Below are 13,192 nucleotides of genomic sequence, written 5' to 3'. Positions count from 1 at the left end.
CCTGGCCGGCCTGCGGCGGGCCCAGGCGGCCGGATCGCCGCCCGGACTCCGCCTCGGCGCGACCGCCCTTATGACGCAGCCCTAGCTGTAGCGCCCGCCGACGTGGGCGGGTGGACGCGCGGCGGGGCGCACCAGGCGTACCCGACCGGCGATCTGCACCGCGACGGCGCCGCCGGCGCGGGCCACGGCCGGCAGCCGGCGCGGGCGCGGCGCCCGACGCCCGTCGTAGCGCAGGCCCGCCTCCCGGACGGCCAGCTCCTCGGCGCCGCCCGGCGGCAGCGCGTCGCGCTCCCGCAGCGCCCGGGCCAGGTCCCAGCCGTCGCGCAGCGATCCGGCCGTGGGGCGCTCGGCGGCCCAGTCGGCGAAGGTCGACGGCCAGGCCGCGCCGAGGCCGACGGCGAGCAGCGGCCAGTGCCGGGCCACCTCACCGGCCCGCTTGCGTCTCAGCGCCGCCCGGGCGGCGGCCAGCGGGCCGGCCGCGAAACCGGCGGGTGCCGGGCCCCCGGCGACGAGCGCCGCGACCAGCTCGGCCTGCCGCTCGGCGAGCGTGCCCGTCACGTCACGGCCGGGAAGCCCCCGGCGGCCGCGAGGGCGTCCAGCTCGGCGCGCAGCTCCGCGGCCGGGGGATAGCCACCGTCGCGTTCCAGCAGCAACGCCGGTGGCCGCTGCCGGGCGCAGAGCGCGCCGACCAGCTCCAGCACCTCCGGCGGTACGGGATCGGTGTGCGTGTCGTGGTAGAACCCGCCGTGCTCGGCCCCGCCGGCGACGTGCACGTAGCCGATCCGGTCCAGCGGCAGCCGGTCGAGCAGCGCGAGCGGGTCGGTGCCCCGGTTGCGGGCGTTGGCGTGCACGTTGGCGATGTCAAGCAGCAGCAGCGCGCCGGTGCGGTCGAGGATCTCGGTGAGGAAGTCCCCCTCGTCCAACTCGTCGTCGGGCCAGTCGAAGAGGGCCGCGATCGGTTCCAGCGCGATCGGCACAGGCAGCTCGGCCTGCGCCCGGGCCACGTTGGCGCAGACCGCGTCGACCGCCTCCCGGCTGCGTGGCAGCGGCAACAGGTGCCCGGCCTCCAGCCCGCCGGCCCGGACGAAGGCGATGTGCTCACTGACCAGCGGCGCGTCGACCCGCTGCGCCACCGCGGCCAGGTGGGCGACGCGGGTCGGGTCGACCGGCTCGGCGCCGCCGAGGGAGAGCCGCACCCCGTGCGGTACGACTGTCACGCCGCGCTCCCGCAGTTGCGCCAGCCCGGGCGGGAGCGGCCCGGTCGGCGGCACCGACTCGGCCACCACCTCGACGAAGCGCAACCCGGGCAGCTCGGCCACGAAACCGGCGATCTCGGGACGCCAGCCGATGCCGACGCCGGACGGGCCGGTCATCCGCCGCACCCACCGCCGCCGCCGCACCCACCGCCGCCACCGCCGCCGTCGCCACCACCGCAGGAGCTTCCGCCGCCACACGAGCTGCCCGACGTTCCGCTGCCGGAGCCCGAGGACCAGCCACCGCCGGCGATGGCCTGGCGCTGGATCTCGGCCTGCTCGGCGAAGCCCGGGTCGAGCGCCCAGAGCGAGGCGGTGCCGTACAGGGCCACGCCCATCGCCGCGCCTGCCGCGCCGTAGGTGGCGTACGCGGGGGACGAGTCGGGGGTCAGGTGGGTGTGCTGTTTGCGCAGGTCACGCAAAGCGGCGCGACCGGCCCGGGTGGTCCGCGGTATCCGCCAGAGCAGCAGCGTCGCCACCAGCACCCCGACCAGGGTGAGCGCCAGGTAACCCACGGGCCGCCCGTTGGCCAGGCCGGCGAACAGCCGCACCACGCCGAGCACCAGCAGCCCGGTGAGGAGCAGCGCCCACCGTCCCGCGGTGGCCCGTCGCGTCGGGCTCACGAGCAGCCCACGCTCTTCGAGACCGATGCGGAGCTGGTGGAGCGCGGCGACCACCCGCTCGTTCTGGCTCAGGTCCCGCACGCGGGAGTGCTGGTGGGCGGCCCAGTGGATGGCGGTGTCCAACGGGGTGAGCCCCGTCGGCGCGGGCCCGCCAGTGGTCAGCCGGCGGTCCGGCCGTACGCCGATCGCCCCGCTGCCGCGCAGCCCGCCGAGCGAGGCGTGCACGGCGAGGCCGGCCCCACCGTTGAGATACGCGACCTGTTGCGGGCCGAGCGGGTCGGTGAGGGCGTGCCCCTCGGCGGTGGCGGGACGGACCCGGTGCAGCACCGCGAACGCGACCACCACGGCGGCCGCCACGAGGTAGAACCGGAGGAAGGTCGGGCCCGGGACACCCCAGGTGTCGCCCGACGCGGCGTGGACGATCATCGGCTGCTCCTGTCGCCGGAGGGATCGGCGGCCCCATTGTGGAGCACCACCGCCACGGGTCCCACGCCGGCGTACGGCGGCGGCGCTCAGCGGCGGCGGACGGCCTCCTCGACCAGGTCGAGGACCGGGCCCAGGTCGCCGGCCGGCCGGCCCATCGCCAGGTGCAGCACCAGGCCGTCGTAGGCCAGCTCCAGGAACTGGGCCAGCACGTCGATCGGTACGTCCTCCCGCAGCACCCCGGCGTCGCGTTGGCGGGCCAACCGGTCGCGGGTCGCCTCGGCGATCGCGGCGGACCGTTCGGCCCAGCGCCGGGCGAACGCCGGATCGGTGCGCAGCCGGCGCGAGACCTCCAGTTGACTGCCCAGCCAGCCGGTGGTGTCGGGAGACATCGCGCGGGCCAGCAGATCGCGCATCACCTGCACCAGACCGTTGCGGGCCACCGTCTCGACCATGACGGCGGCGTCGTCCTCGGCGACGGCGAGGAAGAGCGAGTCCTTGTCCCGGAAGTGGTGGAAGATGGCGCCCCGGGACAGCCCGGTGGCCTCCTCGAGGCGGCGAACGGTGGCTCCTTCGTAGCCGAGCCGCGCGAAACACGCCCGCGCGGCGGCGAGGATCTCCTGCCGGCGCGCGTCGAGCTGGTCCTGGCTTACTCTGGGCACACGGCGATCGTCGCAGGTCACCCCGGGCCATGCAAACCGTACGTACGGCTTGGTATGTCGCCGTCTACCATCGGCCGGTGACCCCGCCGCACCCCGTGCCGTCCGCCCCGCTGACCGTGGCCACCGTGCAGGCCACACCGACGCCCGGTGACGTGGCCGGCAACGCGCTCGCCGCCGCCGAGCTGGTCCGTCGGGCCGCCGGGCAGGGCGCCCGGGTGGCAGTCCTCCCCGAGCTGTACCTGTGCGCGTACCACCCGCCCACCCTCGCCGCCGACCCGGTCGGCACCGACGTCGCGGTCGACCCGGCCGGGGTGGTCGCCGACGGTCGGCTCGACCCGCTGCGCGCCGCCGCGCGGACGGCCGGGATCACCGTGGTGGTCGGTGCGGCGGCACGGCACCCGGACGGCCGGCGCACCATCGCCGCCCTGGTGGTCGACCGCGCCGGCACGGTCCGGGTCGGGTACGACAAACAGCAGCTCTGGGGCGACGAACGCGAGCTGTTCAGCCCCGGCGGTCGGGGCGCCACGCTGCTCGTCGACGACTGGCGGCTCGGGTTGGGCGTCTGCTACGACGGCTGCTTCCCCGAGCACGGCCGCGCCGCCGCGCTCGACGGCGCGCACGCCTACCTGTGCCCCAGCGGTTACCTGGCCGGCTCCGAGCACCGCCGCGATCTGTACTACGCCGCCCGGGCCCTGGACAACACGATGTTCGTGGTCTTCGCCAACGCGGTCGGCGGCGGCGACCCGTGGCGGTTCAACGGCGGCGCGGCGATCTACGACCCGCAGGGACGTCCGCTCGCCCGGGGCGCCGACGAGGGCACGGCGGTGCTGGTGGCGAGCCTCGACCCGGCAGTGCTCGCGGACACCCGGGCAGCCCATTCGATGCTCGCCGATCTGCTGCCCAGCCAGGGCGGCCCACGGGTGTCGTTGACCGGTTGAGCCCACCGTCAGGTCGACACCCCGGGGACCTGTTGGCGGACACGTCGGTCCCGTAGGGTGCCCGAGTGCCACTGCTCCTGCTGGACCTGGACAACACCCTGCTGGATCGGGCCGGGCCGTTCCGCCGCTGGGGTGAGCGCTTCCTGGACAGCATCGGCGCGCCCCCCACCGACATCGACTGGCTGCTTTCGATCGACGCGGACGGGTTGACCGATCGCTGGGACCTGGCCGACGCGATCCGGGACCGCTACGAGCTGCGTATCCCCTCGATCGACCTGGTGGAGGAGTTGCACGACGGGGTGGTGGCGCAGACCCGCCTCGACCCGCTGACCGCCTGCGCGCTGCGGATCGCCGACGACGCGGGCTGGGTGCCGGTGGTGGTCTGCAACGGCACCGTACGCGTGGAGGACGCCAAGATCCGCCGTACCGGCCTGGACCGGTACGTGGCCGACTGGGTGATCTCCGAGGAGGCCGGGGTCAGCAAGCCCAACCCGCGCATCTTCGCGCTCGCCGCGCAGCGGGTCCGGATGCCGCTGCGGGGCGCCTGGGTGGTCGGTGACAGCCCGGAGGCGGACATCGGCGGCGCCGCCGCGGTCGGGCTGCCCAGCGTCTGGCTGCACCGGGGGCGGACCTGGTCGGACGTCCGGTTCGCGCCGAGTCGCACGGTGGACGGGTTGATCGCCGCGGTCGCCACGGTGCTCGCGAGCTGACGCGGTCCGCCGCGGCGGAACACGGCGTCCGAGCGGTCGAGGCGGCACCGGGCGCGGCGTCCGAGCGGTCGAGGCGCCGCCGGACGCGGCTTCGCGGCGGTCGGGGCGGCGGTGCCGGCGGTAATTCGATTGACCGGCCGTCGGGGCGGCGGCAGGATCAGCGGCGCATCGTGCACCCGGGCGTACGCCCGGTCGAGGAGAGGGGGTCGGTCATGGCCGTCTTCGCGGGTCGCTTCCAGCCGCCTATCTCAGCCTCGACCAAGGGAACCTCACCACAGTGCGCGATCATGACCTGCCGGCGCTGGAGCGCCGCAGCCGCGGCAAGAGCCGCTTCGACGACGACGAACCGCAGTTTCTGAAGCGCGGGCGGCCCAGTGCGCCGCTCGCCGACCCCGACAGCGACCCCGACCCGACGACCGGCGAGCGCTGGTCGTCCTGGGACGACGCCGTCCACGGCCCTGCGCCGCACCCGCAGTGGCTGGTCACCGAGTTGGCCGCGAAGGACACCGAGCTGGGTGTGCTGAAGACCGGCAAGGAGGCGGACGTCCACCTGGTCCGCCGTGCGGTACCGGACACGGGCCGGTCCTGCCTGCTGGCCGTCAAGCGATACCGGGACGCCGAGCACCGGCTGTTCCACCGCGACGCCGGCTATCTGGAGGGCCGCCGGGTGCGGCGGTCCCGGGAGAACCGGGCGATGGCCGGCCGGACGGCCTTCGGCCGGGAGATGATCGCCGGGCAGTGGGCGGCGGCCGAGTTCGCCGCGCTGGCCCGGCTCTGGGAGATCGGCGCCGGGCACGACCGGATCGCCGTTCCGTACCCGGTGCAGTTGCGGGGCACCGAGCTGATGTTGGAGTTCGTCGGCGACGCCGAGTCGGGGCAGGCCGCGCCCCGGCTGGCCCAGCTGCGGCCCGGCCCGGCCGAGCTGCTCGACCTGTGGGACCAGCTGGTGGAGGCGCTGCGCGTCCTGGCCCGGGCCGGCTACGCCCACGGCGACCTGTCGCCGTACAACCTGCTCGTGCACGCCGGGCGTCTGGTCGTGATCGATCTGCCGCAGGTGGTCGACGTGGTGGCCAACCCGCAGGGGCCCGAGTTCCTGGCCCGCGACGTGCGGGTGGTCAGCGCCTGGTTCGTGGCCCGGGGGCTGACCACCGAGCAGGTCGACCCCGGCGCGCTGACCGGGGAGCTGCTGCGCGAGGCGGGCCTGCGCTGACCGGAGCGGGTCGGGCGGTACGGGCGGATCGGGCGGCCCCAGCGGCTGCCCGACCCGCCCGTAGGGGTCACTGCAGGTAGCGCTCCACCTCGGGCTTGGGGCGTTCGCCCTGGGAGTCCGGGTCGCCGTGGCTGGCCCGGGCGGCCCGGCGGCGGCGCAGCAGGTCCCAGCACTGGTCGAGGGACTCCTCCAGGGCGCGCAGCCGCTCGCTTGCCTCGCCCTCGGTGCCCGACTCGTGGGCCTGGGCATCGGAGCGCAGCTTGTGTTCCTCGTCGACCAGCTCGGAGATCCGGTTCAGGATGGTCTTGTCGTCCATGCCACAGAGCCTGGCACAGGGTGCCCGGCATCGCCCGGATTCGGGGGTACCGGTGGGTCCTGGCTCACTCGCACCCGCCCGGCTGGCAGCCGCCCGGGCACCCGGGGGGCGGCCCGGCCTCCGGGGGCCGGCGGGCCGTCCGCGCGGCCCTCGCGCCCGTCTCGCCCCTGGGTGTACGGGCACGACCTGCGCCGGTGTCTCGACCCGATCATCCACTCAGGACAACAGTTGCCCCATGACATCGACACCGGTCAGGATCGGGCGGGGAATCTCACCTGTCGCAGGTATGGAGGTGCCTGGGATTTGGTGAGATGCTTCCGTCGCCCAGAAGGTGAAATTTCCACAGTCCCGACCGGCCACAGTAGACAACGCAGGCCGGCGGAACGACGAGGAGACGTTGCATGACCCAGGTGTCCGATGCCGGCCCCGCCCCCGTCAGCACCGAACCCCGGATGATCCCCCTGCGACGCGCCCTGCCCGCGCTGGTCCGCGACCCGCTCGGCGCGCTCGTCGGCTTCGCGGACGACGCCGGTGGCGAGGTCGTTCGGCTCAACCTCGGATCGTTCCGCCCCTACCTCGTCAGCCACCCGGAGCACCTGCAACGCGTGCTGAGGGACAACGTTGCCAACTACACCCGGGACGGGGACGGCCTGTTGTGGCGGCCGGTACGCCGCATCGTCGGCGACGCCATCCTCGTCGCCGAGGGCGAGATCTGGGAGTCCAGCCGGGGCGCGCTGCAACCGCTGTTCACCGCCAAACGGGCCGAGACGCTCGTCGACCGGATGGCCGAGGCGATCAACGAGGCCGTCGACGAGTGGCTGGAGCCCGCCCGGGACGGCCGGCCGATCGACGGCGGCGCCGAGCTGACCCGGATCGTCCTGCGCACCACCATGCGGGTGCTCTTCGCCGACCGGATCTCGGTGCCGGACGCGCTGCGGATCAGCGCCGCGCTGGACACCCTCACGACCGCGATGCTCCCGCGCCTGCTGGTGCCCTTCGTGCCGTACGCGGTGCCGATGCCCCGCGACCGCGCCTTCAACGAGGCCGTGCGGACCATCGACGAGGTGGTGCTGCCGATCATCCGGCAGGCCCGGGCCAACCCCAGCGACGGCGACGACATCATCTCCACCCTCTGCCGGCCGCGCGCCGACGGCAGCGAACCCGACGAGTACGCGATCCGCGGCGACGTCGTGGCCATGTTCTCCACCGCCACCGAGACCACCATCGCCCTGCTCTCCTGGCTCTGGCCGGTGCTGTCCAACCGACCCGACGTGGCCGAGCGGATGACCGACGAGATCGAGCGGGTGGTCGGCGCCGACCGGGTCGGCCGTGAGCACCTGCCCCAGCTGCGCTACGGCCGGATGGTGCTCGACGAGATGCTGCGGCTCTACCCGGCCGGGTGGATGATCCCGCGGACCGCTGTCGGCGACGACGTACTGGGCGGGATGCGGATCAAGGCCGGTGGCACCGTGCTGGTCAGCCCGTACGTCACCCAGCGGATGTCGACGTTCTGGGACGACCCCACGCTGTTCGACCCGGAGCGCTTCGCGCCGGAACGGCCCCGCCGGCGCTACCGCTACTCGTACTTCCCCTTCGGCGGTGGCCCGCACCAGTGCCTGGGGCAGTACCTTTTCCTGCTGGAGGCGCAGCTCATCGTCAGCACCGTGCTGAGCCGCTACCGGTTCCGACTGCGCGAACCCGTCGGCCTCACACCCCGGCTCGGCGCCTCGCTGCAACCCAAGCAGCGGGCCGAGCTGATCGTCACCCCCGTCGAGCGCCCGGTCGCCTCATGACGGGCACGCCGTGGCCGGTGCAGGCCGGCCCGGACGCGGTCGCCGAGCAGGGCCGGGTGTGCGCGCTCGCCGTGCGCGGCGTCCGGGACCTCCAGGACGTCACCGCCGCCCACCCGGAGCTGTTCGACGCCGCGCCGTTCGACCCGGCGCTGCTCAGCTCGGTGGCCACCGTGGTCGCCTTCATCGCACCCTGGCACACCGCCGCCGAACTGCGGATCACCACCCGTACCGTGCTCTGGGTCTTCGCCGCCGACTGGCAGGTCGACTACCTGGCCCGGTCCGCCGACGACGTCCGGCAGGTGGTGACCGACTGCCTGGCGGTGGCCGACGGCGCCGCTCCGCCACCGGGGCGTCACCTCGCGCGGCTGCTGGCCGATCTGCGCGACGAGCTGGAGACGGTGCCGGCGTTCGCCCGGCTGCGCCCGATCTGGCGAGACGAGTTGGCCCGGATGCTCGCCGCTGCGGCCCGGGAGTGGGACTGGAAGAACCTGCCGACCGACCCGACCACCGGGCGGCGTCTGCCGGACCTGGACCGCTACCTGGAGAACGCCGACAACTCCGGCAGCTCCTTCGTCAACGTCACCCACTGGATCGCGACCGGCGACGAGCGGACGCTCGCGCTGCTGACCGACCTGCTGGACGCCGGCCGGGGAGTGCAGCGAGTGCTGCGGCTGGTCAACGACCTCGCCACCCAGGACCGGGACGCCGAGTGGGGCGACCTGAACGCGTTGCAGCTGGTCGACGATCCGGCGCGGGTGCACTCCCGGCTTGCCGAACTGACCGCCCGGTCCCGGGGGGACCTGGCCGTCCTCGCCGAGCGCTGCCCCCGTCAGGCGGAATACCTGCACCGGCAGATCTCCTTCACCGGTGGCTTCTACGAGCTGTCGGACTTCTGGGGAGATCGCGGTGAGTGAAAGCTCCCCCCGGGTCCTGGCCGAGCCGGCCACCGACGCCGCCGCGCGCGAGCTGATCGCGGGTCTCGCGCTGCGGCCGTGGGGGCAGGTCGCCGCCTCGGTGTACGAGAGTGCCCGGCTGGTCGCCGACGCGTCCTGGCTGCCGGGGCACCACCAGCGCATCGGGTTCCTGCTGCGGGAGCAGCGCCCGGACGGCGCGTGGGGCCCACCCGAGGGGTACGCCCTGGTGCCCACGCTCAGCGCCACCGACGCGCTGCTCGCCGTGCTGGCCGACGGCCTGTGGTCCGGGGCGGACCTGATCGCCCCGGTGGCGCGCGGGCTGGACGCGCTCAGCGGCCGTCTGCTCACCACGCACGCGCGGGCACTGCCGGACACCCCGGCGCTGGACCTCATCGTCCCGGCGCTTGTCGAGTCGCTCAACGACCGGCTGGTCCGGCTGGACCGGGTGGTCGCCGACCGGCTGCCCCGCCCGCCGCTGACACTCCCCGCGGGGCTCGGCCCCGACCGGCTGCGCGCGGTACGGGCCGCGGTGGCCGCCGGGGCGGCGCTGCCGGCGAAGCTGGCCCACTTCTACGAGGTGCTGGACGCGACACCGTCCGACGCCGGGCCGACCCTCACCGCCGTCGGCGCGTCGCCCGCCGCGACCGCCGGCTGGCTGACCGCCGCCGGCCCGGACGTCGGCCCCGCCGCGCACGCCTTCCTGCGGGAGCTGATCCGCGACGGCGACGGGCCGGTGCCCTGCCCCACCCCGATCACCGTCTTCGAGCGGGCCTGGGTGCTCAGCGGGCTGCGTCGCGCAGGCGTCGCGGTCGACCCGCCCGCCACCGTGCTGCGCACCCTCGCCGCCGCCACCGGCGCCGAGGGCGTCGCCACCGGTGAGGGCCTGCCGACCGACGCCGACACCACCTCGGTCACGCTTGACGCGCTGGCCCGGCTCGGCCGCCCCGCCGACCCGGCGAGCCTCTGGGCGTACGAGACGGCGGACGGCTTCTGCACCTGGCCGGGGAGCGAGGACGGCTTCTCGGTCACCACAAACGCCCACGTGCTGGACGCGTTCGGCCAGTACGTGAACGTGCGGCCCGGCGCGGACGCGCGGTACCACCGGGCGGTCGAGCGGCTCAGCGTCGTGCTGCCCGCCCACCAGCTCCCCGAGGGCCCCTGGCAGGACCGGTGGCACGCCTCGCCGTACTACGCGACGTCCTGCTGCGTGCTGGCCCTGGCGGAGTTCGGTCGCGGCGGCGCGGCGGCCGAGGCGGTGGACCGGGCGGCCCGCTGGGTGCTGGAGAACCAACGTGCCGATGGTTCGTGGGGGCGCTGGGGCGGGACGGCCGAGGAGACCGCGTACGCCCTGCAGGTGCTGCTGGCCGCGCCGACGGGAGCGCCGCGGGTCGACGACGCGGTGGCTCGCGGCCACGCCTACCTGCACCAACCGTCCGGCCGGCCGCACCCTCCACTGTGGTACGGCAAGGAGTTGTACTGTCCTACCGCGATCGTTCGCGCGACGGTGCTGGCCGCCTGCCGGTTGGCCTCCGTGCACCTGGCGGACGCCGACCGTTCGGTGGTGGATTGTGGTTACCAGGCAACAAAAACAACAACTTGAGGGGTTGTGTGGACACTGCTAGCGTACGCAGAGCCTCAGCCCCGTATGCCCGCTGTGGCGGGACGTCGTCTTCCATGATCACCCGTTGATGAGCTGAGTCAACGCCCGGCCTGGGACGGTTCAATGCGTTCTCGCGGTACGAGTATCCGCACCAAGGTTGTCGCCCTGCTGCTCTCCCTGGTCGCTCTCTGGATGTTCGCGGCGTGGGTGACCCTGCGCGACGGCTTCAACCTGCTCGGCGTCCAGGCGATCAACAGCAAGGTCTACACGCCCACCGACCCGCTGCTCCAGGAGCTCCAGCTGGAACGACGGCTGACCCAGGCGTATCTGAGCAATCCCGACGCCGCGCAGCGCGCGGCGCTGGAGACCGAACAGCGCAAGGCCGCGCAGTTGGCCGGGGACTTTGCCAACTCGGTGCGCAACTGGCAGGTCGACGTGGCCGGCAGCGCGGCGCTCGACGCCCAGTTGGACCGCACGATCGCACAGGTCGACGGGCTGAAGCAGACGCGCGCCGACGTGCTCGCCCGCAAGGTCGACCGGATCTCCGCCGCCGACGCCTACACGGACGCGATCGAATCGATCTTCCGGGTCTACGACGTCACCGGCAGCCTGGACGACAAGGAGATCGCCGCCGACGCGGCGGCCCTGATCCAGCTCAACCGGATGAAGGAGCTGATCTCGCAGGAGGACGCGCTGCTCAGCGGCCTCTTCGGCAACGGCCGGATGAGTGGGCCGGAGTACGCCCGCTATGTCAGCCTGGTCTCCGCCGAGCGGTTCCTCGGCGAGGAGGCCCGGGCCCGGCTCGCCGACGCCGACCAGCGCCGCTACCAGCAGCTCGTCGAGGGCGAGGCGTTCACCCGGCTGCGCGCCGTGCAGGACGGCATCATCCACGACGGTCGGCCGACCACCCAGCTGCCGGTGAGCGCCGAGCAGTGGCGCGGCACCGTCGAGCCGGCGCTGGCCGAGGTGAACGACGCCGTCGCCGACGGCGGCGAGGGCATCGTCGGCCGGGCCACCGGCGTGGCCGTGATGGTCGTCGTCCGGCTGGTGCTCGCCACCGGCCTGGGTCTGCTCGCCGTCATCGCCTCGGTCGTCGTCTCGATCACCACGGCCCGGACCCTCCTGCGCCAGCTGGAACGGTTGCGGCAGGCCGCCTGGCAGCTCGCCGACGAGCGGCTGCCCCGGGTGGTCGAGAGGCTGGGCCGCGGCGAGGAGGTCGACGTCGCCACCGAGGCGCCCCCGCTGGAGTTCGGCGTCGACGAGATCGGCCAGGTCGGCAAGGCGTTCAACGCCGTCCAGGAGACCGCCCTGCGCACCGCCGTCGAGCAGGCCGAGCTGCGCCGCAACGTCCGCGAGGTCTTCCTCAGCCTGGCCCGGCGTACGCAGGCGCTTGTGCACCGCCAGCTCACCCTGCTCGACGCGATGGAGCGGCGGGAACACGACGCGGAGGAGCTGGAGGACCTGTTCCGGGTCGACCACCTGGCCACCCGGATGCGACGTAACGCGGAGAACCTGATCGTGCTCTCCGGCTCCACCCCCGGCCGGGCCTGGCGGCGCAACGTCCCGATGGTGGACGTGGTGCGCGGCGCGGTCGCCGAGGTGGAGGACTACACCCGGGTCAACGTGCTGCCGCTCGGGCCCGTCTCGCTCGCCGGTCGGGCGGTCGGCGACATCATCCACCTGCTCGCCGAGCTGATCGAGAACGGCCTGTCGTTCTCACCGCCGCACACCACGGTGGAGGTCCGGGGCCAGCTCGTCGCCAACGGGTTCGCGATCGAGATCGAGGACCGTGGCCTCGGCATGAGCGAGGAGGACCTGGCCGCGGCGAACCACCGCATCGTCGACCAGTCCGAGCTGAACCTCGCCAACGCCGCCCGGCTCGGCCTGTACGTGGTGAGCCGGCTGACCGAGCGGCACGGCGTGCGGGTCCGGCTGAAGGAGTCGGCGTACGGCGGCACCACCGCCGTCGTGCTCATCCCGCAGGCCCTGGTCAGCGCCAACGGGACCGACCCGGAGGACTCCGGCGCGTTGCCGGCCGGGCCGACGGCCATCGCGCTGCCCTCGGGCCCGACGACCACCGGCCCCACCGGCGGTGGCCGATCCGCAAGCCTGTCGTCGGTCGCGGTGGCCGCCGCGGCGACGGACACGAACCGACCGGCCGCGGCGCAGCCGGTGACCCCCCTCGCCCCGGTGCCGGCCGAGAGCAGCACCCCGACCGAGCAGCAGGTGGACGGAACCGACACCGACGTCGTACTCCCCACCCGACAGCGGACGACAGTGAGTGCCACGGCGGCGGAGCTGCCCACCCGGGCCCGGCGGAGCCCGGGCCAGCCGGCCCTGGAGGGTCCGACGGTGCCCACCGGCCTGCCCGCGGTGGACCGGGCCGCGCCGAGCGGCGGCGGCAGCGAGCCGGGCGCCGACGGCGGGCCGGTTCCGGCGCGGGCCGAGACGGACCGGACCGGCTCCGGCCTGCCGGTCCGCGTTCGCCAGGCGAACATCGTTCCCGAGCTGCGCGACGACCCGGCGGCAACGGAGTCCGACGAGGAGGACGTGGTGCGGCCGCCGGAGCAGGTACGCCGGATGATGAGCTCGTATCAGACCGGCACCCGGCGCGGTCGGACCGACGCGGCGCGACTGCTCGGTGGCGCGTCCGACGCCTCGTCGAGCCCGACGCCCGAGCCGACCGACGAGGAACCGCAAGCCACCTGACCGAGCGCCGGTGCTGCGGGTTCCCGCGCGGTGTGACGGTC

Annotated in this window: 12 protein-coding genes; 7 read left to right on the top strand and 5 right to left on the bottom strand. The window is 74.4% G+C overall.

From position 1 onward, the window contains the following. Positions 1 to 81 precede the first annotated feature (81 nt). The 4 genes from MILUP08_RS24325 to MILUP08_RS24310 form a co-directional block, all read right to left on the bottom strand. Positions 82 to 558, bottom strand: a complete 477-nt coding sequence (locus tag MILUP08_RS24325) for an SCO6045 C-terminal-like domain-containing protein (protein WP_007462659.1) — start codon at positions 556 to 558, stop codon at positions 82 to 84. After that, complete coding sequence (locus tag MILUP08_RS24320; RefSeq protein WP_007462657.1) at positions 555 to 1,373, bottom strand: MbnB/TglH/ChrH family RiPP precursor modification enzyme; 819 nt, start codon at positions 1,371 to 1,373, stop codon at positions 555 to 557. The genes MILUP08_RS24325 and MILUP08_RS24320 overlap by 4 nt, the downstream gene beginning before the upstream one ends. After that, positions 1,370 to 2,302: a TIGR04222 domain-containing membrane protein gene (locus MILUP08_RS24315; RefSeq protein ID WP_007462655.1), complete on the bottom strand. Its 933-nt coding sequence runs from the start codon at positions 2,300 to 2,302 to the stop codon at positions 1,370 to 1,372. The genes MILUP08_RS24320 and MILUP08_RS24315 overlap by 4 nt, the downstream gene beginning before the upstream one ends. Before the next feature lie 86 nt (positions 2,303 to 2,388). Next, the gene (locus MILUP08_RS24310; protein WP_039906560.1) at positions 2,389 to 2,961 is read right to left on the bottom strand and encodes a TetR/AcrR family transcriptional regulator; all 573 of its coding nucleotides are present in this window, start codon (positions 2,959 to 2,961) and stop codon (positions 2,389 to 2,391) included. Between the two features lie 77 nt (positions 2,962 to 3,038). On the opposite strand from MILUP08_RS24310, the gene MILUP08_RS24305 reads away from it, so the two are divergent. The 3 genes from MILUP08_RS24305 to MILUP08_RS24295 all read left to right on the top strand — a co-directional run bounded on the left by MILUP08_RS24305 (position 3,039) and on the right by MILUP08_RS24295 (position 5,819). Continuing rightward, positions 3,039 to 3,899 carry a carbon-nitrogen hydrolase family protein gene (locus MILUP08_RS24305; protein WP_039906559.1) on the top strand — a complete coding sequence of 287 codons (861 nt, stop codon included), beginning with the start codon at positions 3,039 to 3,041 and terminating at the stop codon, positions 3,897 to 3,899. 65 nt (positions 3,900 to 3,964) lie between these two features. Continuing rightward, positions 3,965 to 4,609: an HAD family hydrolase gene (locus MILUP08_RS24300; protein WP_007462648.1), complete on the top strand. Its 645-nt coding sequence runs from the start codon at positions 3,965 to 3,967 to the stop codon at positions 4,607 to 4,609. A gap of 277 nt (positions 4,610 to 4,886) precedes the next feature. Next, positions 4,887 to 5,819 carry a serine protein kinase RIO gene (locus tag MILUP08_RS24295; RefSeq protein ID WP_007462646.1) on the top strand — a complete coding sequence of 311 codons (933 nt, stop codon included), beginning with the start codon at positions 4,887 to 4,889 and terminating at the stop codon, positions 5,817 to 5,819. A gap of 67 nt (positions 5,820 to 5,886) precedes the next feature. On the opposite strand, the gene MILUP08_RS24290 is transcribed toward MILUP08_RS24295, so the two are convergent. After that, the gene (locus MILUP08_RS24290; RefSeq protein WP_007462644.1) at positions 5,887 to 6,135 is read right to left on the bottom strand and encodes a DUF2630 family protein; all 249 of its coding nucleotides are present in this window, start codon (positions 6,133 to 6,135) and stop codon (positions 5,887 to 5,889) included. 455 nt (positions 6,136 to 6,590) lie between these two features. Here MILUP08_RS24290 and MILUP08_RS24280 point away from each other — a divergent pair, with 455 nt between their 5' ends. From MILUP08_RS24280 to MILUP08_RS24265, 4 genes are all read left to right on the top strand, one after another. After that, a complete protein-coding gene (locus tag MILUP08_RS24280; RefSeq protein ID WP_039908717.1) occupies positions 6,591 to 7,928 on the top strand; it encodes a cytochrome P450 in 1,338 nt (445 codons plus the stop codon). After that, positions 7,925 to 8,842: a terpene synthase family protein gene (locus tag MILUP08_RS24275; RefSeq protein ID WP_007462638.1), complete on the top strand. Its 918-nt coding sequence runs from the start codon at positions 7,925 to 7,927 to the stop codon at positions 8,840 to 8,842. The genes MILUP08_RS24280 and MILUP08_RS24275 overlap by 4 nt, the downstream gene beginning before the upstream one ends. Further along, a complete protein-coding gene (locus tag MILUP08_RS24270; RefSeq protein WP_007462636.1) occupies positions 8,835 to 10,442 on the top strand; it encodes a prenyltransferase/squalene oxidase repeat-containing protein in 1,608 nt (535 codons plus the stop codon). The genes MILUP08_RS24275 and MILUP08_RS24270 overlap by 8 nt, the downstream gene beginning before the upstream one ends. A gap of 123 nt (positions 10,443 to 10,565) precedes the next feature. Continuing rightward, positions 10,566 to 13,151 (top strand): nitrate- and nitrite sensing domain-containing protein, encoded by a 2,586-nt coding sequence (locus tag MILUP08_RS24265; RefSeq protein ID WP_007462634.1) that lies wholly within the window; start codon positions 10,566 to 10,568, stop codon positions 13,149 to 13,151. The last annotated feature ends 41 nt before the right edge of the window (positions 13,152 to 13,192 follow it).

This window comes from Micromonospora lupini str. Lupac 08 (assembly GCF_000297395.2).
Classification (GTDB): Bacteria; Actinomycetota; Actinomycetes; order Mycobacteriales; family Micromonosporaceae; genus Micromonospora; species Micromonospora lupini.
The sequence above is the reverse complement of the archived record's forward strand: the minus strand, read 5'-3'. Positions and strand labels throughout refer to the sequence as shown.

Excerpts from the sequence above, each read along its gene's own strand:
- MILUP08_RS24320 (WP_007462657.1), bottom strand. The coding sequence starts at position 1,373 with ATGACCGGCCCGTCCGGCGTCGGCATCGGCTGGCGTCCCGAGATCGCC.
- MILUP08_RS24315 (WP_007462655.1), bottom strand. The coding sequence starts at position 2,302 with ATGATCGTCCACGCCGCGTCGGGCGACACCTGGGGTGTCCCGGGCCCG.
- MILUP08_RS24290 (WP_007462644.1), bottom strand. The coding sequence starts at position 6,135 with ATGGACGACAAGACCATCCTGAACCGGATCTCCGAGCTGGTCGACGAG.
- MILUP08_RS24275 (WP_007462638.1), top strand. The coding sequence starts at position 7,925 with ATGACGGGCACGCCGTGGCCGGTGCAGGCCGGCCCGGACGCGGTCGCC.
- MILUP08_RS24265 (WP_007462634.1), top strand. The coding sequence starts at position 10,566 with ATGCGTTCTCGCGGTACGAGTATCCGCACCAAGGTTGTCGCCCTGCTG.